General features: G+C 65.2%; 14 protein-coding genes. 7 read left to right on the forward strand and 7 right to left on the reverse strand.

What is annotated here, in order from left to right; all coding sequences use genetic code 11:
- Positions 1–17 precede the first annotated feature (17 nt).
- Complete coding sequence (locus AC5P6A_RS16145; RefSeq protein ID WP_019658789.1) at positions 18–1187, reverse strand: class I SAM-dependent rRNA methyltransferase; 1170 nt, start codon at positions 1185–1187, stop codon at positions 18–20.
- Positions 1188–1480: 293 nt separating this feature from the next.
- Here AC5P6A_RS16145 and AC5P6A_RS16150 point away from each other — a divergent pair, with 293 nt between their 5' ends.
- Together AC5P6A_RS16150 and AC5P6A_RS16155 are read left to right on the forward strand one after the other, a co-directional pair.
- Positions 1481–2443, forward strand: a complete 963-nt coding sequence (locus AC5P6A_RS16150; protein ID WP_019658790.1) for a TerC family protein — start codon at positions 1481–1483, stop codon at positions 2441–2443.
- A gap of 93 nt (positions 2444–2536) precedes the next feature.
- Entirely contained in the window at positions 2537–3307 is a 771-nt protein-coding gene (locus tag AC5P6A_RS16155) for a rhomboid family intramembrane serine protease (RefSeq protein ID WP_171953172.1), read from the forward strand.
- A 110-nt stretch (positions 3308–3417) separates the two neighbouring features.
- Here AC5P6A_RS16155 and AC5P6A_RS16160 read toward each other — a convergent pair whose 3' ends face one another.
- The 6 genes from AC5P6A_RS16160 to rpmH all read right to left on the reverse strand — a co-directional run bounded on the left by AC5P6A_RS16160 (position 3418) and on the right by rpmH (position 11166).
- Positions 3418–4533, reverse strand: a complete 1116-nt coding sequence (locus AC5P6A_RS16160; protein ID WP_346473880.1) for a glycerophosphodiester phosphodiesterase — start codon at positions 4531–4533, stop codon at positions 3418–3420.
- Between the two features lie 137 nt (positions 4534–4670).
- Positions 4671–6020 carry a tRNA uridine-5-carboxymethylaminomethyl(34) synthesis GTPase MnmE gene (mnmE, locus tag AC5P6A_RS16165; RefSeq protein ID WP_346473834.1) on the reverse strand — a complete coding sequence of 450 codons (1350 nt, stop codon included), beginning with the start codon at positions 6018–6020 and terminating at the stop codon, positions 4671–4673.
- Between the two features lie 3 nt (positions 6021–6023).
- The gene (locus AC5P6A_RS16170; protein WP_346473835.1) at positions 6024–8696 is read right to left on the reverse strand and encodes a polysaccharide deacetylase family protein; all 2673 of its coding nucleotides are present in this window, start codon (positions 8694–8696) and stop codon (positions 6024–6026) included.
- 114 nt (positions 8697–8810) lie between these two features.
- Positions 8811–10526, reverse strand: coding sequence for a membrane protein insertase YidC (gene yidC, locus AC5P6A_RS16175; protein ID WP_021203276.1), 1716 nt, complete (start codon positions 10524–10526; stop codon positions 8811–8813).
- A complete protein-coding gene (gene rnpA, locus AC5P6A_RS16180; protein ID WP_021203275.1) occupies positions 10526–11020 on the reverse strand; it encodes a ribonuclease P protein component in 495 nt (164 codons plus the stop codon). The genes yidC and rnpA overlap by 1 nt, the downstream gene beginning before the upstream one ends.
- Before the next feature lie 5 nt (positions 11021–11025).
- Entirely contained in the window at positions 11026–11166 is a 141-nt protein-coding gene (gene rpmH, locus AC5P6A_RS16185; RefSeq protein WP_005411729.1) for a 50S ribosomal protein L34, read from the reverse strand.
- A gap of 255 nt (positions 11167–11421) precedes the next feature.
- On the opposite strand from rpmH, the gene dnaA reads away from it, so the two are divergent.
- The 5 genes from dnaA to AC5P6A_RS16210 all read left to right on the forward strand — a co-directional run bounded on the left by dnaA (position 11422) and on the right by AC5P6A_RS16210 (position 19702).
- Positions 11422–12753 (forward strand): chromosomal replication initiator protein DnaA, encoded by a 1332-nt coding sequence (gene dnaA, locus AC5P6A_RS16190; protein WP_019658797.1) that lies wholly within the window; start codon positions 11422–11424, stop codon positions 12751–12753.
- A gap of 275 nt (positions 12754–13028) precedes the next feature.
- Positions 13029–14129, forward strand: coding sequence for a DNA polymerase III subunit beta (gene dnaN, locus AC5P6A_RS16195; protein WP_005411731.1), 1101 nt, complete (start codon positions 13029–13031; stop codon positions 14127–14129).
- Positions 14130–15107: 978 nt separating this feature from the next.
- Positions 15108–16202, forward strand: a complete 1095-nt coding sequence (gene recF, locus AC5P6A_RS16200; protein WP_134732187.1) for a DNA replication/repair protein RecF — start codon at positions 15108–15110, stop codon at positions 16200–16202.
- 112 nt (positions 16203–16314) lie between these two features.
- Entirely contained in the window at positions 16315–18774 is a 2460-nt protein-coding gene (gene gyrB, locus AC5P6A_RS16205) for a DNA topoisomerase (ATP-hydrolyzing) subunit B (protein WP_019658799.1), read from the forward strand.
- A gap of 67 nt (positions 18775–18841) precedes the next feature.
- Positions 18842–19702 (forward strand): CPBP family intramembrane glutamic endopeptidase, encoded by an 861-nt coding sequence (locus AC5P6A_RS16210; protein ID WP_346715212.1) that lies wholly within the window; start codon positions 18842–18844, stop codon positions 19700–19702.
- Positions 19703–19755: the final 53 nt, after the last annotated feature.

Raw genomic sequence — 19755 nt, forward strand, 5'->3', positions numbered from 1 at the left:
GATCGGCAGTCACGCGGTCAATCCACCACGCGGCAGAACACGGCCTTGAGGTAACGCGATTCCTGCACGTGGGCCATGAACGGATGGTCCGGGCCGGCGCCGGCGACCTTCAGGATCTGGATCGTGCGGCCGGAGAAATAGGCCGCGCGGCGCAGCATGTCGAGGAACTGGTCCTCGGCCACCAGGCCGGTGCAGGAAAACGTGGCGAACAGGCCGCCCGGCTTCACCACGCCAAGCGCCAGCTTGTTCATGTCCAGGTACTTCTTCAGTGCGGTGATGACCTGGTCGCGGTCGCGGGTCATCTTCGCCGGGTCCAGGATCACCACGTCGTACTGCTCACCGCGGTTGGCGGCGTCGCGCAGCCACGGGAAGATATCGGACTGGATGAACTTCGGGCGCACGTTGTTCAGGCGCGAATTGCCCTTGGCGATCTGGATGACGTCCTCATCAATGTCGATGCCGACCACTTCCGAGGCGCCACGCGCTGCTGCGTACACGGCGAAGCCACCGGTGTTGCAGCACAGGTCCAGAACGCTCTTGCCTTCCACCTGCTGGCTCAGCCACTCGCGGTTCTCGCGCTGGTCGGCGAAGAAGCCGGTCTTGTGTGCACCGGCCGGGTCGGCGCGGAACTTGATGCCGTACTCGGTGATCACCGCCGCTTCGGTGGTGGTGTTGCCGTGGAAGTCGAAGCTCTCCTGCTTCTGCACGTGTTCGTCGGCGAAGCTGTGGAAACGGCAGCCCGGGAACTGCTCGCGCAGGGCGTCGTAGATCCATTCGCGGTGGCGGAACATGCCGGCGGCGAAGAACTCGACCACCACCAGGTCGCCGTAGCGATCCACCACCAGGCCGGACAGGCCGTCGCCTTCGCTGTGCACCACGCGCCAGGCGTCGGAGACCGCGTCGAGCTTCAGCACCTCACGGCGCAGCGACACCGCCTGGGCGATCTTGCGCGAGAACCAGCCGGCATCGACCGGCACGTTCTGGTCGGTCTCAAGGATGCGCACGGCAATGCGCGAGTGCCCGTTGTAGAACCCGCGGCCAATGAACTCGCCATCGATGCCGACCACGTCGACGATGGAACCGGGCTTGGGCCGGACGGTCGGCTTCTCGACCAGTTTCTGGAAGATCCACGGGTGGCTGGAACGCCACGCATTCTTGAGGCGGACAATCGGAAGGGGGGTATTCATCCGGTCATTGTAGCCGGGGGGCACCGGGGGCCGGAAATCCAGGGCCCGGCGCGGCATTTGACGGCGGCCCGGCCAGGCCGCAGAATCGGCAGCAGAAGGGGAGTAGCTCCCAGACGTTGTCGCCGTCATTTCGAGCCCGCAGGCTCCGGTGCAACGGCAGTTCCAGCCGACTGGAACTGCGAGCGAGACCTTCGCCGTACTGGCGAAGCTCTGTCCCTGGATCCCCCTCCCGATCCTCCGTTGCAGATCCTCGCCGTCCGGCCTGGCATTCATCTTTCCAACGGACATTCCCAATGCAGACGATCGGTAACGTGTGGTTGTGGGGCGGCTTCGCAGCGGTGGTGGTCATCGCCCTGCTGGTCGACCTCGTGTTGATGCGCCATGGTGGACCGCACAAGGTCACCTTCAAGGAGGCCCTGTGGTGGTCCATCGGCTGGGTCGCGCTGGCCCTGCTGTTCAATGCCGGCCTCTGGTACTACCTGAATGAGACCGCCGGCCAGGTGGTAGCGAACAAAGTCGGCCTCGAATTCCTGACCGGCTACCTGGTCGAGAAGGCGCTGGCGGTCGACAACATCTTCGTGTTCCTGATGATCATGAGCTACTTCGCGGTGCCGGATGAGCAGCGCCAGAAGGTGCTGATCATCGGCATCCTGGGTGCGATCGTGCTGCGTACGATCATGATCTTCGCCGGCAGCGTGCTGATCAGCCAGTTCCATTGGCTGCTCTACGTATTCGGTGCTTTCCTGCTCTTCACCGGTTGGAAGATGTGGTTTGCCGCCGGCCAGGAGCCGGACCTGGAGACCAACCCGGCCCTGCGCTGGATGCGCAAGCACCTGCGCCTGCTGCCCGACTACGCCGGCAACGCGCTGAGCGTGAAGCGCGACGGCGTGCGCTGGTTCACCCCGCTGTTCGCGGTGCTGATCCTGATCGCGGTCACCGACGTGATCTTCGCGGTGGACAGCATCCCGGCGATCTTCGCGATCACCACCGACCCGTTCATCGTGCTCACCTCCAACGTGTTCGCGGTGCTGGGCCTGCGCGCGATGTTCTTCCTGCTGGCCGGCATGGCCGACCGCTTCCACCTGCTGCCGTATGGCCTGGCGCTGGTGCTGGGCTTCATCGGCATCAAGATGATGATCATCGACCTGTTCAAGATCCCGACCCCGGTGTCGCTGGGCGTGGTCGCGGTCATCATCGCCGCCACCGTGGTACTGAGCCTGAAGTACCCGCCGAAGGAAGGCTCCGGCCACGCCTGATCATGGCCGGCCGGCGGGATTGTCCCGCCGGCCGCACCCACTCTCCCGCAGCGGTGGCCTTGGTTTCGCGCCAGTCACCGCCATTGCTGAGGTATGGACAACAACGCGCCCCTGCCCGCCGGCGACGTGCCGGCCCCTCGCGATGACCGCTCGCGCATCCTGCGGGCGTTCAATCTCAGCCTTGCCGCTGTGCTGGTGCTGGTGGCCGTGTTCGCCCTGCAGGGCACCTTCGACTGGCGGCCGTGGGCGGTCGCACCGCTGGAAGCCAAGGGCCTGCTTGGCCTGATCGGTGGGCCGATGCTGCATGCCTCGGTCGAGCATATCGCCGCCAACAGCATCGCGATCCTGATCCTGGGCACGCTGGCTGGAAGTGTCTACCCGAAAGCAACCGTACGCGCCCTGCCCCTGCTGTGGCTGGGCTCGGGCATCGGCGCGTGGATGCTGGGCAATCCGGGCAGCGTGCACCTGGGCGCCAGCGGCGTGACCCACGGCCTGATGTTCCTGCTGGCCAGCCTGGGCCTGCTGCGCCGCGACCGCACCGCCATCGCCACCGGCCTGATCGGCATGCTGTTCTACGGCGGCATGCTGATGACCATCCTGCCACACGCCGATGGCGTGTCCTGGCAGTCGCACATGGGCGGCGCCTTCGCCGGCATCATCGCCGCGCTGCTGTTCCGCAACGCCGACCCGCTGCCGCCGCGCCCGCGCTACAGCTGGGAAGACGAAGAAGACGAGGCAGAACCGCTGGCCGACGACGAGCTGGAACCGCCGTCGCCACAGCGCGTGCCGGTGCTGTGGCAGCCGCGCGAGGGCCAGGACTACGTGGTGATTCCGTTCCGCCGGCCGGACGAACCGCGCAGCTAGGTGACGGTAGTGCCGGCCGCTGGCCGGCAACCTCATGACCCAGTAGTGTGGCCGACCTTGGTCGGCACTCCTGCCGTGTGCCAACCAAGGTTGGCATCTACCAGAGCCCGTCAGTTCGCCGCATTCCCGGCCGCACCCATCCCATCCACCGCCTGCCGGCCCAGTGCCGGGTCATCGGTGAAGAAGGCATCGATGCCGGTGGCCAGGTAGGCACGCATTTCGGCGATCGATCCCTCTGCATTGCGCGCGGTGTCGGCGCCCTTGCGCAGGTTGCTGGCCTGGAAGTGGTTCTCCGGACGGAAGGTGTACGGAATCACCATCAGCCCCACTGCATGTGCGTCCTGTACCAGCGTGGTCGGCGTGCTCAGCGCGCCCTCGGCATCCAGCGGAATGATCGAGCGCAGTTCCGGGCCGATGCCGTCGGCGTAGCTGGCGATGTCCTTCAGTCCGGCCGGGGTCATCATCTGCGCGTAGGTCAGCGTGCCACCGGCCTTGGCGATGTCGGCCGGCTGGGTGCCGCCCTTCCACAGCAGTTGCAGCAGGCGGATGTTGCTGCCGCGCGGGATCTTGCCGCGCAGGTAGCGCAGGTTGGCGGTCTCGAACGACTGGATGGTGACCGGGCCGACGTTGGTATAGGCATTGCCACGCAGCGCGGTCAGGAGCTTGTCTTCCATCGGCAGGCCGATCGACTGGAAGTAGGTCGGGTGCTTGATCTCCGGCACCAGGCCGATGCCGCGGTTGGCGCGCCCGGCCTGCTGGACCAGGAAGGCCAGGATCTCGTCCAGGCTGGCGATGCGGAACTGGCCGTCGTAGGCGGTGCTGCGCAGCTCCGGCAGGCGCTCGCGCGCGTACAGGGTCTTCAGCTCGGCCAGGGTGAAGTCTTCGGTGAACCAGCCGTCGACCTTCTGCCCGTCGATGACCTTGCTGGTGCGGCGGCTGGCGAACTCCGGATGCGAGGCCACATCAGTGGTGCCACCGATCTCGTTCTCGTGGCGGGCCACCATCACCCCGTCCTTGGTCATCACCAGGTCCGGTTCGATGTAGTCGGCGCCATCGGCGATCGCCTGGGCGTAGGCCGCCAGGGTGTGCTCCGGCAACAGCGCGCTTGCGCCGCGATGGCCGTAGACCGACACCTTGTGCGCGGCCGGGGTGGAGGATTCAGCACTCATGGCCACCGATGGTGCCACGGCCAGCGACAACAGCAACGCACAACCCCACGACTTCACTGCGACTTCCCCAAGCGGTATGTGATGGGCGTCAGTATGCGGCGGCAATGTGACAGGTGGGGGAAGCCCGCACCTGTAGAGCCGAGCCCATGCTCGGCTGACGGGTAGAGCAGCCGAGCATGGGCTCGGCTCTACAGTTACTTGCCGATGCAGAAACTGGAGAAGATCCTTCCCAGCAGATCATCCGCACTCATCTGCCCGGTGATCTCGCCCAGCGCGTCATGCGCCAGCCGCAGCTCTTCGGCGGCCAGTTCCAGGTGCTCCTGCGCCAGCTCGCCATCGGCGCGCTGCGCGTGTTCCTGCGCACGCTCGATTGCATCCACATGCCGCGTGCGCGCGGAGAACTCGCCATCCGCCTGCTCCCCTGCCCCGGCCGAAGCGATCAAACGCAGGCGCGCGTGCAGATCCTCCAGGCCGGCACCGGTCGCAGCCGAGACGAACACATGGTCCGGGTCGTCCAGCATCGGCAGCGCATCCAGCAGGTCCGACTTGTTGTGGATGTAGACCTTGTGTGGCACCGCTGCCACGGCCTCGCCCAGCGCCGCTTCGCCCGCCGCCGGATCGCGCGCGTCCAAGACGATCAGGGCCAGGTCGGTTCGCTCGATCTCCACATGGGCGCGGCGCATGCCTTCGCGTTCGATGGCGTCGCCGCCGTCGCGCAGGCCAGCGGTATCGACCAGGGTCAGTTCCAGCCCGTCCAGGCGGATGGTCTCGCGAAGCGTGTCGCGGGTGGTGCCGGCGATGTCGGTGACGATGGCGCGTTCACTGCCGGCCAGCGCATTGAGCAATGAGCTCTTTCCGGCATTGGGCGGACCGATCAGCACCGCGTGCAGGCCATCGCGCAGGCGGCGACCGCGTTCGGCATCGCGGCGCAGCAGGGCCAGGTCGCTGCGCGCCTGTTCCAGGCCACGCCGCACCTGTGCGCCACCGAGCGTATCCAGCGGTTCGTCGGCGAAGTCGATGGCCGCTTCCACGTGGATGCGCAGCATGACCAGCTGCTCGACCACGGCCTCGATGCGGCGCGAGAACACGCCATCCAGTGAACGACGCGCCGCGCGTGCGGCACGGTTGTCGCCGGCGGCGATCAGGTCAGCGATGGCCTCGGCCTGGGCCAGGTCGAGCTTGCCGTTGAGGAACGCGCGTTCGCTGAACTCGCCCGGTCGCGCCTGGCGCGCGCCGAGCGCGATGCAGCGCGCGACCAGTTGCTGCAGCAGCACCGGACTGCCGTGGCCCTGCAGTTCCACCACCTCTTCGCCGGTGAAGCTATTCGGTGCCGGGAACCACAGCACGATGCCATCGTCGATGACCTCGCCATCGGCGTCGCGCAGGCGCGCATAGTGCGCATGGCGCGGGCGCAGTGCAGGCGCACCCAACGCGTTGGCGATGGCCGCTGCGCGCGGACCGGACAGGCGCACCAGGCCGACACCGCCCGCGCCGGGGGCACTGGCGATGGCCACAATGGTGTCGGTGCGGATCGCGTCGTTCATGGCTCAGAGCTTCTCCAGCTGCGTGCGTGCCTGCGCGGCACCGCTGCCCTGCGGCTGCAGCGCCAGGTAGGTGGTGTAGGCCTGCTTCGCCTTGGCCTTGTCGCCGGCGTTGAAGTAGGCATCACCCAGGTTGAGATAGGCCACGGCGCGCGATGGGTCGATCTTCAGCGTGTTCTCCAGCCAGCGCGCCGCTTCGGCATAGCGCTGCTGGCGGTAGTAGACGAAACCGAGGTTGTTGGCGGCCTGGGCAAAGTCCGGACGCAGCTTCAGTGCTTCGGTGAACTGCGCGACTGCCTCGTCGTACTGCTTCTCGCGGTACAGCTGCAGGCCACGGTCGTTGGCCTGCTGCGCGCGCTGGCGGTCGGACGCCGGGCCGGCGGAGGGCACTACCAGCTTGGCCTTGCCGCCCTGCAGGTCAGCCACCGTCACCGGCGCCTGGCTGCCCTTGGCCTCGCTGGCGGCATCCACCTTGTTGTTCAGTGCGATTGCATCGGCGGTCAGCTGGCGCGTATCGGCATTGAGGAATTCCTGGCTGTCCGGCACCTGGAACACGAACTCGCCGCCCTGCGAACCGGGCAGGCTGCCGAACGCCGGCGTCTGGTGCGAAACGGCCGAGACGGCCGGCGCCACGTAGGCGGCCAGCTCGGTACCGGTGATCAGGCCGTCGCCGTTGAGGTCACCCTTGCCGGCCAGCGCCTGCAGCAGCACCCAGGTAAACACCGAGTGACCGTTCGGGCCGGCGTCGGCCACCTGCTGGTCGGCGCCGCCGGCGGTCAGCATCTGCCGCGCGCTGCGGCGGGCATTCTCGCGCAGGAACGACGACGACGACGGGCCACCACGGGTCAGGCCCAGGCCGCTGTAGCAGGCATCCATCACGAACATCACGTGCTTGGCCTGCATGCTCTCGGCGATGTTCTGGATATCGGTCATCGCGATGGCATCGGTAGCGAATTCCTTCGGGTCCGAATCAACCGGGATGATGTAGCCGAGGTCGCGCCCTGAGGCGAGCTGGCGGGTCGCGCCGTGGCCGGCGAAGAACACGAACACGCGGTCGTTCCTGCCAGTGCGGTCATCGGCCAGGCGGTCGTGGAAGGCGGCCAGGATGTTGTTGCGGGTGGCCTGCTCGTTCTTCAGCACGATCACCTGCGAGGACGGGAAGCCGAACTGCCCGGTCAGGGTATCGGCCACCGCCTGCGCGTCGTGGCTGGCGTATTCCAGCTTCGGCCACTTGGCGTAGTTGTCGATACCGACCACGATCGCCCACGACTTCTCGTAGCCGGTGGTGACGGTCGCGGCACCGGTATCGCCCTTGCGCGCACGGGCGACGGTGAAGTCGCGGCCGTTCCAGCCGGCGAACTGGTAGCCATCGGCGATCAGCCGGTCGAGGATCTGCGGCAGTGCCTTCACTGCACGATCGTGGATGTCGTGGAACAGGATGATGCCGCGCTGTTCCTTGTTCACCTGGTCCAGCACGCGCTGCACGATCGATTCCGGCACCGGGTCGGCCCAGTCCATCGAATCGATGTTCCACATGATCGACTTCAGTCCGGCCTCGTTGAGCAGCTGCAGGCCTTCGGCGTTGCGCGCGCCATAGGGGAAGCGGAACAGCGGCGCGCGCTTGCTGTCGACATCCTTCAGCAGCGTGTCGGTGTCGAGCACCTGCTGGCGCAGCGCGTCACCGGTGGTGCGCGACAGTTGGGCGTGGGTCAGGCTGTGGTTGCCGACCGCATAGCCTTCTTCCATCAGGTTGCGGCTGATCTTCGCCATCGGGCCGAGGCTGACCTTGCCGTCGGCCTCGACCTTGCCCAGGTTGCGGCCCACTTCGAAGAAGACACCCGGCACGTCATAGCGCTTGAGGATGGCCACCACTTCATCGGTATAGGCCTTGTGCGGACCGTCGTCGAAAGTCAGCACCACGGTCTTGGCCGGCAGGTCGCGGCCGAAGATCTCGCGGTCGCTGTCCTTCATCGACATCGGGTACGGCTCGATCACGCCGTAGTCGCGCAGGATCGCTTCGCGGCTGTAGTCCTTGTGCAGGTGGGCGATGTAGTCCTCCCACTTCTCGCGCTTCAGCGCGATGGCGCGGGTGCGCTCGAAGCGGCTGAAGATGCGGGTCAGTTCCTGGTTGTAGTTGCGCTCGATCTCATCGAGCGCCTCCAGGTCCTCGCCGATGCGCTGGTGCAGCTTCACCGCCGGCAGCGAGGAATCGGTGCTGACCCGCTCATGCAGATCACGCAGTACTTCGCGAAAGGCCAGGCGGTCGGCGTCGAACAGTTCCGGCGCCGACTCGATGTAGTCCAGCACGGTGCCGAGGGTGGCGAAGCGCTGCGGGCTGGAGCCGCGCAGCAGGGTGTCGAACTGCGCGGCGATCGCCGTGCGCTGTTCCAGGCCATCGTGGAACAGCTGCTGGCCCACACGCGTGGAGGTGCCGCGGTCGGCGGCCGACTGCTGTTGCTCGTCTGCCAGCAGCACGATGATCCGGCGGTAACCGTCGAGCTGTTTCTGCAGGGCCACCAGCATCGGTGCGGCCGCGGGATCGGCGGCGGCCGCGGCCTGCGCGCTCGCCTGGGTGACGGTGGTCGCCGGCGCCTTCGCATCCTTGTCGCCACAACCGGCAACGACCAGGGTCAACAACAGCGAGGGCAGGAACAGGCGGAACGACGACGCACGCGACATGGCGGACTCGAGGGCGGGAGGGACGATGTGCCGGCGATTCTACCGCCGCATGCGAAAAGCCCGCCTTGCGGCGGGCTTTTGCTGGGTCAGCCGGCCAGCGGCCGGCTCTACCGATTACTTCTTCTTGACCGGGGCCGGAGCGGTGGTGGCCGGGACCGGCTCGCCGCCATGGCGCTTGGTCATCCACCACTGCTGCAGCAGGCCCAGGCCGCCGTTGACCACCCAGTACAGGACCAGGCCGGACGGCATGAAGGCCATCATGACGCCGAACACCAGCGGCATGAACTGCATCATCTTCTGCTGCATCGGGTCCATGCCCGGTGCCGGGGTCAGCTTCTGGGTGAACCACATCACTGCCACGTTGATGACCGGCAGGATGAAGTACGGGTCGCGTGCGGTCAGGTCCTGGATCCAGCCGAACCAGGGCGCCTGGCGCAGTTCGACCGATTCCACCAGCACCCAGTACAGGGCGAAGAAGATCGGCATCTGGATGAGGATCGGCAGGCAGCCGCCCATCGGATTGATCTTTTCCTTCTTGTACAGCTCCATCATCGCGGTCTGGAACTTCTGGCGGTCATCGCCATAGCGTTCCTTCAGCTGCGCGATGCGCGGCTGGAAACGACGCATCTTGGCGCCGCTCTTGTACTGGGTTGCCGACAGCGGGTACAGCACCAGCTTCAGCAGCACCACCAGCCCGACGATCGCCCAGCCCCAGTTGCCGACCAGCTTGTGCACCTGGTTGAGCACCCAGAACAGGCCCTGGCCGATCACCGCCATCATCGAGAAGCGGCTGTAGTCGACCACGCGGTCCAGGCCCGGCACATCTTCCTTGGCGATCAGGTTGACCAGCTTCGGGCCGACCCACAGGCGGGCTTCGGTGCTGGTCGACTGGCCCGGCGCCACGGTGAAGGCCGGGCCACGCGCTTCGATCAGGTCACGACCGGCCACCTGCGAGAGCACGTAGTGTGCGGTCTGGTCCTTCTGCGGGATCCAGGCGGTGAAGAAGTGGTGCTGCAGCATCGCCAGCCAGCCGCCGGTGATGTTCTGGTTCAGCGTGCCGTCTTCCAGGTAGTCCTTGAACGCACGACGCTGGTACTTCTTGTCATTGTCGTACCAGGTGGCACCGTTGAAGCTGAAGGAATCCGGGTTGGTCATGCTCCGCGACAGGATGGTCGGGGTGCGGTCCAGGGTGCGGTAGACGTAGCCGTTCCACGGCGCGGTGCCGGCGTTGCTGACTTCGTCCTTGAAGCGCACGGCGTACTCGTTGCGCGAGACGGTCAGGGTGCGCTTGATGGTCACGCCGTTGTCGGCGGTCCACACGAACGGGATCTGCAGTTCGTTCTGGCCCTTGGCCAGCACGAAGTCGGTGGTGTCACCCACCAGCTTGAAGCCGTCGGCGCCGGGAACCGGGGTGTTCTTGTCTTCGCTGGCCCAGCCACTGATCGCGCTGTACGGGTGGGCGGGGTCTTCGGTCAGCAGGCGGACCGGCGGACTGCCTTCGTCCTTGGTCTGCGGGAACTGCAGCAGCTCGGCGTCGAGCACGCGGCCGCCGTCGAGCACCAGGCGCAGCACGTCGGTGGTGACCGTCACTCGCTGGCTGGCCGGGGTAGCGCTGGCCTGGGCCTGTGCGGCGGCCTGGCCGGGGGCGCCCGGCACCTGGGCGCTGGGGATGGCGCCGGGGTTCGCGCCCGGAACACTCTGTGCGGCGGCCGGGGCCGACGTGGTGGTTGGTGCCGGGGTCGGAGCAGCCTTTTCACGGCTCCACTCCATCCACAGCAGCACGGCCACCATCAGCCAGGCAAAAATGAGGAATACGCGGGTCTGGTTCATCAGCGGACAGGCTCGGCGGGGCCGGGACGCGATGCCGGCTCGGTCAAAGAAGGAGTTGCGATGCCATCAGGCGGCGGCATTGTGCCGTCCACGCCCGGCGTGGGCAATGCACGCAGGCGACGCAGCAGGCGCAGGAAGGCCTGGCGGATCTCGTCGTTGCTGGCGGAACGCGCAGCACTACGAGCCACGACGACAAAGTCGCCTGGCTGGATGTCGGTACGTGTCTGACGCAGGATGTCGCGCAGGACGCGCTTGATCCGGTTACGCCCGACGGCGTTCGGATCGACCTTGCGGGAAACCGCCAGACCCAGCCTGGCCGGCCGGTCAGCCGGCAGCCAGTGCAGGGTCATCAGCGGATCGGACACACGGCGGGCGCCGTTGAAGACCGTTGAGTATTCGGCACGCGTGCGAACCCGCGCAGAGCGAGGGAATCGCTTGCGCGGGTCTGCAGTATTCACTGTCGAAGGGATTGCGTCTGCCGCGATGTGCGGCATGGCAATCAGGCGCTCAGGACTTTGCGGCCCTTGGCGCGGCGACGCGACAGGATCTTGCGGCCGTCAGCGGTCTTCATACGGGCACGGAAGCCGTGGTCGCGCTTACGCTTGAGGTTGCTGGGCTGGTAGGTGCGCTTCGTGGCCATTGGGGGCCTCTCGTATGAATGGGACGGAAAGAACCGGAAATTCTAGAGAGGTCTCCCCCCTCACGTCAACCCCTGGGGACTACGCGAATTCACCGGGCTGTGCAATAGCTGTGGATGTTTTTGTGAATAAGTAGGGGACAAGCATTCCGAAGGCGGGCGCTCGGTGGTAGTCTGAGCCATCCATTTCCCCCCTTTCCGGCCTGTGTCTGGGCGCCTTGTCGCGTCCATGCACCGGCCACCGGACGATTATTGCTGATGGATGCCTGGTCCCGTAGTCTCGAGCGCCTCGAAGCGGAGTTCCCGCCGGAAGACGTTCATACCTGGTTGAAGCCGCTGCAGGCCGATCTGCGCGTGGACAGCCTGGTGCTGTATGCACCCAATGCCTTCATCGTCGACCAGGTCCGCGAGCTGTACCTGGCCCGGATCCGCGAACTGCTGGCTCACTTCGCCGGTTTCAGCGACGTTTTTCTTGAAATCGGCTCGCGCCCGCGCCCTGTGGAGACGCAGAACGCGCCGGTTTCCACGTCGTCGGCGCCTGTGTCCAGCGAACCGCAGGTGCCGTTTGCCGGCAATCTGGACAATCACTACACCTTCGCCAACTTCGTCGAAGGCCGCAGCAACCAGCTGGGCCTGGCCGCCGCCTTCCAGGCAGCGCAGAAGCCGGGCGACCGCGCGCACAACCCGCTGCTGCTGTACGGAGGCACCGGCCTGGGCAAGACCCACCTGATGTTCGCCGCCGGCAACGCCATGCGCCAGGCCAATCCGGGCGCGAAGGTGCTGTACCTGCGTTCGGAACAGTTCTTCAGCGCGATGATCCGGGCCCTGCAGGAAAAGACCATGGATCAGTTCAAGCGCCAGTTCCAGCAGGTCGACGCGCTGCTGATCGATGACATCCAGTTCTTCGCCGGCAAGGACCGCACCCAGGAAGAGTTCTTCCACACCTTCAACGCGTTGTTCGATGGCAAGCAGCAGATCATCCTGACCTGCGACCGCTATCCGCGCGAGGTCGAAGGCCTGGAAGCGCGCCTGAAGTCGCGGCTTGCCTGGGGCCTGTCGGTCGCGATCGAACCGCCGGACTTCGAGACCCGCGCCGCGATCGTGCTGGCCAAGGCGCGCGAACGTGGCGCCGAGATTCCCGATGATGTTGCGTTCCTGATCGCCAAGAAGATGCGCTCCAACGTGCGCGACCTCGAAGGTGCGCTCAATACCCTGACCGCCCGCGCCAACTTCACCGGCCGCGCGATCACCACCGAATTCGCCCAGGAAACCCTGCGCGACCTGCTGCGCGCCCAGCAGCAGGCGATCAGCATTCCCAACATCCAGAAAACCGTTGCCGACTACTACGGCCTGCAGATCAAGGATCTGCTGTCGAAGCGTCGGACCCGCTCGCTGGCCCGCCCGCGCCAGGTCGCCATGGCCCTGACCAAGGAACTGACCGAGCACAGCCTGCCCGAGATCGGCGACGCCTTTGCCGGTCGCGATCACACCACGGTGCTGCATGCCTGCCGCCAGATCCGGACCCTGATGGAAACCGACGGCAAGCTTCGCGAGGACTGGGACAAGCTGATCCGGAAGCTGAGCGAATGATGCACGGATGCCGATGAGGCGTCATCGCACAAAACGGTGCAGAATCCGGTAGCAAGCGCGGGACACGTTGTGGATAAAAATGGCGTTTGAAATCGCGCTGGAGTTATCCACAGCTTTCCCCACCCTCTGGGGGTCGGTAATACAGAGGGTTTCGAGGCCAGAAACTCTTTTATTTACAAAGACTTAGCGTTGTTTTCCAGCGATTCTGTCTCTACCAGCACCACCAAGCTTTTGATTTATTCCACATTTTTTAAAGCATAGGGGCACGGAACCACATGCGTTTCACACTGCAGCGCGAAGCCTTTCTCAAGCCGTTGGCACAGGTCGTCAACGTGGTCGAACGCCGCCAGACCCTTCCGGTTCTGGCCAATTTCCTGGTCCAGGTGCAGAACGGCCAGCTGTCGCTGACCGGTACCGACCTGGAAGTGGAGATGGTGTCGCGGATCGCGGTTGAAGATGCCCAGGACGGCGAAACCACCATTCCCGCCCGCAAACTGTTCGAGATCATCCGCGCCCTGCCCGACGGCAGCCGGATCACCGTCTCGCAGACCGGTGACAAGATCACCGTGCAGGCCGGTCGCAGCCGCTTCACCCTGGCCACCCTGCCGTCCAATGACTTCCCGTCGGTGGACGAGGTGGAAGCCACCGAGCGCGTGGCCATCGGCGAAGCAACCCTGAAGGAGCTGATCGAGCGCACCGCGTTCGCGATGGCCCAGCAGGACGTGCGCTACTACCTCAACGGCCTGCTGTTCGACCTGCGCGGCGATGCGCTGCGCACCGTCGCCACCGACGGTCATCGCCTGGCCCTTTGCGAAACCGACCTGGCCAAGCCCAGCGGTTCCAAGCGCCAGATCATCGTGCCGCGCAAGGGCGTGACCGAGCTGCAGCGCCTGCTGGAAAGCGGCGATCGCGAGATCGAGCTGGAAGTTGGCCGTAGCCACGTCCGCGTCAAGCGCGACGATGTCACCTTCACTTCGAAGCTGATCGATGGCCGTTTCCCGGACTACGAAGCGGTGATCCCGATCGGCGCCGACCGCGAAGTGAAGGTTGATCGTGAAGCACTGCGTGCCTCGCTGCAGCGCGCTGCGATCCTGTCCAACGAGAAGTACCGCGGCATTCGCGTGGAAGTCTCGCCGGGCAACCTGAAGATCAGCGCGCACAATCCGGAACAGGAAGAAGCCCAGGAAGAGATCGAGGCCGACACCACGGTCAGCGATCTGGCCATCGGCTTCAACGTGAACTACCTGTTGGATGCCCTCTCCGCCCTGCGCGACGAGGAAGTGATCATCCAGCTGCGCGACTCCAACTCCTCGGCGCTGGTGCGTGAGTCCAGCAGCGAGAAGTCGCGCCACGTGGTGATGCCGCTGCGTCTCTGACGGAAACGCTGTTTCACGTGGAACCCAGAAGCGCCCGGGACCTCCCGGGCGTTTTTTTATGTTCCACGTGGAGCATTGTCGAAACAGATCGGAGAAAGTCCGGACGCGCCCTGCTCGGCTCCAGACCAACTCGATCTCGCTTGCTCGAAGCAACTCAGGATCCAGGACCCTGGGGAGGCGCCTTGCAGTGCTCGTCGGGCTCCATGTTTTTGGGGTTCTGGCAGCGAGTTCTTCGCATATCCCACTTCGCTGTCCTGATCTTCACTGCTGGAAGCAGCAGATCCTCTTCCTGGAGGAGGTCCTCCGCTTCTGCAAACGGCACTGTCCACAGACCGGCTCGGGGGCAATTTGGGGAAATCCTAGCTTCTAAATCTGGGTATAAATCTAAAGCCTGGTGGTGATGGTAGAGCCAGATTTCGTGGAAAAATGTATTATCTATTTGTTTTTAAAGGGATTTATGAGTCTGAAACCCCCTGTATAGAGGGTCCTCGGGCTGGGGGGGAACCTGTGGATAGTTTTGAGCGCTTAACAAAAGGGCTTTTTTATCCACAGATTGCCCATACCTTGTGTATAAGCCATACATCCCTGCTGTGGACAGCGTGGAACGAGCGTCCTGAATTTCTTGAAATCTGTGGAACCCTCCAAGGCATCGGATCGCAGATTTGAAGGAATCGGCGGGGTCATCCGTCGGAACCACCCGCGAGGTGTCCCGCGATGGCCCTGCAGTGCTCATGAAATCGGCGAAATCTGAGGGCCTGGGCTCTGAAACCCCGCACAGATTTGAAGAAATTTCGGGCCGTTCCTGCCCGGAACGAACGGGCGCGTCACCCGCATTCCACGTGGAACGCGTCCATCGATGGGTGCAGAAGCTGCACCTTCGGCTCGACCGGCCTGCCAGCGCGCCCGGCTTGACCGATGCAGTAAGCTGATGGATTCCCTGCCCCTCTACCGCCTCGTGCGGATGGTCTTTCGCGCCCCATGCAGATCCGCCGCCTCGCCTTGCATCAACTGCGTCGCTTCAGTGCGGTGGACCTGTCGCCCCAGCCGGGATTGAACCTGCTGACCGGTGACAACGGTGCCGGCAAGACCAGCGTGCTCGAAGCCCTGCATCTGATGGCGTATGGGCGGAGCTTCCGAGGCCGGGTACGCGATGGTCTGGTGCGCCAGGGCCAGGAAGCCCTGGAAATCTTCGTCGAATGGGACGAACAACGCGCGAACCACCCGCCGCACCGCCGGAAGGCCGGCCTGCGCCACAGTGGCCAGGACTGGAAGGGACGATTGGACGGTGAGGACGTGGCCCAGTTGGGCAATCTATGCGCAGCGCTGGCCGTCGTGACGTTCGAGCCCGGCAGCCACGCGCTGGTCAGTGGAGGCGGTGAACCCCGTCGCCGTTTCCTCGATTGGGGCTTGTTCCACGTGGAACCTGATTTCCTGTCCCTGTGGCGCCGCTATTCGCGTGCGCTGAAGCAGCGCAACGCCCTGCTCAAGCAAGGCGGGCCGCCACGGATGCTCGATACCTGGGATCATGAGCTCGCGGAGGCCGGAGAACCGCTGACCAGTCGTCGCCAGCACTACCTGGAGCGCTTGCAGCAGCGCACCGTGGCGCTGGCTGCCAGCCTGGCGCCGCAGCTCGGCATCCAGGGCCTGGAACTCAGTGCGGGGTGGCGTCGGCATGAGCTTCCTCTGGCCGATGCCCTGCTTCTGGCACGGGAACGTGACCGCCAGGCCGGTTACACCTCGGTCGGGCCGCACCGGGCCGATTGGAGCGTGGATTTCCACAGCATTCCCGGTCGTGACGCGCTCTCTCGCGGCCAGGCCAAGCTGACGGCATTGGCGTGCCTGCTGGCACAGGCCGAGGACTACGCAGAGCAGCGCGGCGAGTGGCCGGTGATTGCCCTCGACGATCTGGCTTCGGAGCTGGATCGGACCCACCAGGCGCGGGTACTGGAGCGCCTGCTCAGCGGACCGGCACAGATCTTTGTCACTGCCACCGAAACCCCGGCAGCGCTGCAGGAGCTGACCCATATTGCCCGGTTCCACGTGGAACATGCACAGATCGTGGCTGTGCCATAGTGGGCACACCAGGGCCGCTCGACCCCGGCTGGTATAATTCGGGTTGGAATCCTTTCATTCTCGGCACACCGCTCCACGCGGTGGCCGACCTGCGGAGCCTACGGCAAGCGCAATGAGCGACGAACAGAACACCCCGGCAAACAACGGCAACTACGACGCCAACAGCATTACGGCCCTGGAAGGCCTGGAGGCTGTCCGCAAGCGTCCAGGCATGTACATCGGTGACGTGCATGACGGTACCGGTCTGCACCACATGGTGTTCGAGGTGGTCGACAACTCGATCGACGAGGCGCTGGCCGGCCACGCCGACCACGTTGCAGTGACCATCCACGCCGATGGCTCGGTCTCCGTGTCCGACAACGGCCGCGGCATTCCGACCGGCAAGCACGAGCAGATGAGCGCCAAGCTTGGTCGCGAAGTGTCCGCTGCCGAAGTGGTGATGACGGTCCTGCACGCAGGCGGCAAGTTCGACGACAACAGCTACAAGGTTTCCGGCGGCCTGCACGGCGTCGGCGTCAGCGTGGTCAACGCGCTGTCGCAGAAGCTGGTGGTGGATGTCTTCCAGAACGGGTTCCACTACCAGCAGGAGTTCAGCAACGGCGCCGCCGTGACCGCGCTGGCCAAGCTGGAAACCACCACCAAGCGCGGCACCACGGTGCGCTTCTGGCCGTCGACCGTCGCTTTCCACGACAACGTGGAATTCCACTACGACATCCTGGCCCGTCGCCTGCGCGAGCTGTCGTTCCTGAACTCCGGCGTCAAGATCGTCCTTGCCGACGAGCGTGGTGATGGCCGTCGCGATGATTTCCACTACGAAGGCGGCATCCGCAGCTTCGTGGAGCATCTGGCCCAGCTGAAGACCCCGCTGCATCCGAACGTCATCTCGGTCACTGGCGAGCACAACGGCATCGTCGTGGAGGTGGCGCTGCAGTGGACCGACTCCTACCAGGAGACGATGTACTGCTTCACCAACAACATTCCGCAGAAGGACGGCGGTACCCACCTGGCCGGTTTCCGCGGTGCGTTGACCCGCGTGCTCAACAACTACATCGAGCAGAACGGCATCGCCAAGCAGGCCAAGATCAACCTGACCGGCGACGACATGCGCGAAGGCATGATCGCGGTGCTGTCGGTGAAGGTGCCGGACCCGAGCTTCTCCAGCCAGACCAAGGAAAAACTGGTCAGTTCCGATGTGCGTCCGGCGGTGGAAAACGCCTTTGGTGCGCGCCTGGAAGAGTTCCTGCAGGAAAACCCCAACGAAGCCAAGGCGATCGCCGGCAAGATCGTCGACGCCGCGCGCGCGCGTGAAGCCGCGCGCAAGGCCCGCGACCTGACCCGCCGCAAGGGCGCGCTGGATATCGCCGGCCTGCCGGGCAAGCTGGCCGACTGCCAGGAAAAGGATCCGGCGCTGTCCGAACTGTTCATCGTCGAGGGTGACTCGGCAGGTGGTTCGGCCAAGCAGGGCCGCAACCGCAAGAACCAGGCAGTGCTGCCGCTGCGCGGCAAGATCCTCAACGTGGAACGCGCGCGTTTCGACCGCATGCTGTCCTCCGACCAGGTCGGTACGCTGATCACCGCGCTGGGCACCGGCATCGGCCGCGACGAGTACAACCCGGACAAGCTGCGTTACCACAAGATCATCATCATGACCGACGCCGACGTCGACGGCGCTCACATCCGCACCCTGCTGCTGACGTTCTTCTACCGTCAGATGCCGGAACTGATCGAGCGCGGTTACGTCTACATCGGCCTGCCGCCGCTGTACAAGATCAAGCAGGGCAAGCAGGAGCTGTACCTGAAGGACGACCCGGCGCTGGACAGCTACCTGGCCAGCAGCGCGGTGGAAAACGCCACGCTGGTGCCGGCCACCGGCGAACCGGGCATCGAAGGCCTTGCGCTGGAGAAGCTGCTTCTGGCCTACGCGGCCGCGCTGGATTCGATCGAGCGCAACGCACATCGTTACGACCGCAACCTGCTTGAAGCGCTGGTCGATTTCGTGCCGATGGACCTGGAGAGCCTGCGCAGTGCGGGTGAAGGCGAAGGGCTGGATGCACTTGCCAAGCGGCTCAACCAGGGCAGCCTGGGCAGCCCGCGTTTTACGCTGGAACTGCAGGAAGCCAACGACGAGCGCCCGGCCGCTGTGCTGGTGACCCGTCGCCACATGGGCGAACAGCACGTCCAGGTGCTGCCGATGTCGGCGTTTGAAAGCGGCGAACTGCGCGCGATCCATCAGGCCTCGAAGCTGCTGCACGGCCTGATCCGCGAAGGCGCCACCATTTCCCGCGGCGCCAAGTCGATCGAAGTGGACAGCTTTGCGAAGGCACAGAACTGGCTGCTCGAGGAGGCCAAGCGCGGCCGCCAGATCCAGCGATTCAAGGGCCTGGGTGAAATGAATCCGGAGCAGCTGTGGGACACCACGGTGAATCCGGAGACCCGCCGACTGCTGCAGGTGCGCATCGAAGACGCTGTCGCTGCCGACCAGATCTTCAGCACGCTGATGGGCGATGTCGTCGAACCGCGTCGCGACTTCATCGAAGACAATGCGCTGAAGGTCGCAAACCTGGATATCTGACACAATCCGGACACGGCCGGCGCGCGGGGAGGCGCGCCGGCTTTCGACTCTTGAACGCAGGTACCTGATGTCCGCATCCGCCCCGGTTTCCGCTCCGCCCCCGGTCCCGCCGTCTTCTGTCGCGCCGTCTTCTGTCGCGCCGCGTGCGGTTTCGCCGTTGGCGGGGTTCTTCATCGACCTGGGCATCGCCGCTGTCACGTTGTTCGGCCTGAGCCTGATCAGCGGCGTGCTGTGGGGCCTGTACCGTGGCGTGGTGGTCGGTTACGCGACCGCGCAGGCCGGCGCTGGCGCACCCGACGCCAGTTCGGTGGCGGCGTCATTGGGCCAGCCCGGCGCACTTGCGCAGATTCTCATGGCGCTGTTTGCCACCGGCGGCGCCGCGCTGCTGCTGTACTTCTGGCGACGGCCGGCCAACGCCGCCGAACGTCATGCGTCGCGCCAGGCACTGCGCCGCCCCTCCACCTGGGGCTGGACCCTGCTGGTGGCGACCCTGATCGTGCTGGGCAGCAACGGTATCGCCTTCCTGGCCAAGCAGTTCGGCATCGAACCGGTCCCCACCAACCTGGCGCTGATGCAGAGCGCGATCGCGCGCTTCCCGTTGTTCCTGATGCTGTTCGCGGTGGTACTGGCACCGGCCTACGAGGAACTGCTGTTCCGCCGCGTGCTGTTTGGACGCCTGTGGAAGGCGGGGCGCCCGTGGCTGGGTATTGTACTGAGCAGCCTTGCTTTCGCCCTGATCCATGAAATCCCTGGCACCAGTGCAAACGGCCCGGCCGAAATCGCACAGCTGTGGCTGGTCTATGGCGGCATGGGCGCCGCGTTCTGCTGGTTGTACCAGCGCACCGGCACGCTCTGGGCCGCGATCACCGCGCACGCCCTGAACAACGGCGTGGCGCTTGCCGCGCTTGTGTTTTTCGGGGCAACGTAACGCCGTGTCCGCTTGACGAAAGATTAAGCCGCTACGCTACACACTGCGCATAT

Source organism: Stenotrophomonas sp. YJH_SMC_20, assembly GCF_059367845.1.

Excerpts from the sequence above, each read along its gene's own strand:
- AC5P6A_RS16210 (WP_346715212.1), top strand. The coding sequence starts at position 18,842 with ATGTCCGCATCCGCCCCGGTTTCCGCTCCGCCCCCGGTCCCGCCGTCT.
- rpmH (WP_005411729.1), bottom strand. The coding sequence starts at position 11,166 with ATGGCCACGAAGCGCACCTACCAGCCCAGCAACCTCAAGCGTAAGCGC.
- AC5P6A_RS16145 (WP_019658789.1), bottom strand. The coding sequence starts at position 1,187 with ATGAATACCCCCCTTCCGATTGTCCGCCTCAAGAATGCGTGGCGTTCC.
- dnaA (WP_019658797.1), top strand. The coding sequence starts at position 11,422 with ATGGATGCCTGGTCCCGTAGTCTCGAGCGCCTCGAAGCGGAGTTCCCG.
- gyrB (WP_019658799.1), top strand. The coding sequence starts at position 16,315 with ATGAGCGACGAACAGAACACCCCGGCAAACAACGGCAACTACGACGCC.
- rnpA (WP_021203275.1), bottom strand. The coding sequence starts at position 11,020 with ATGCCGCACATCGCGGCAGACGCAATCCCTTCGACAGTGAATACTGCA.
- mnmE (WP_346473834.1), bottom strand. The coding sequence starts at position 6,020 with ATGAACGACGCGATCCGCACCGACACCATTGTGGCCATCGCCAGTGCC.
- recF (WP_134732187.1), top strand. The coding sequence starts at position 15,108 with ATGCAGATCCGCCGCCTCGCCTTGCATCAACTGCGTCGCTTCAGTGCG.
- AC5P6A_RS16155 (WP_171953172.1), top strand. The coding sequence starts at position 2,537 with ATGGACAACAACGCGCCCCTGCCCGCCGGCGACGTGCCGGCCCCTCGC.
- AC5P6A_RS16170 (WP_346473835.1), bottom strand. The coding sequence starts at position 8,696 with ATGTCGCGTGCGTCGTCGTTCCGCCTGTTCCTGCCCTCGCTGTTGTTG.
- AC5P6A_RS16150 (WP_019658790.1), top strand. The coding sequence starts at position 1,481 with ATGCAGACGATCGGTAACGTGTGGTTGTGGGGCGGCTTCGCAGCGGTG.
- dnaN (WP_005411731.1), top strand. The coding sequence starts at position 13,029 with ATGCGTTTCACACTGCAGCGCGAAGCCTTTCTCAAGCCGTTGGCACAG.
- yidC (WP_021203276.1), bottom strand. The coding sequence starts at position 10,526 with ATGAACCAGACCCGCGTATTCCTCATTTTTGCCTGGCTGATGGTGGCC.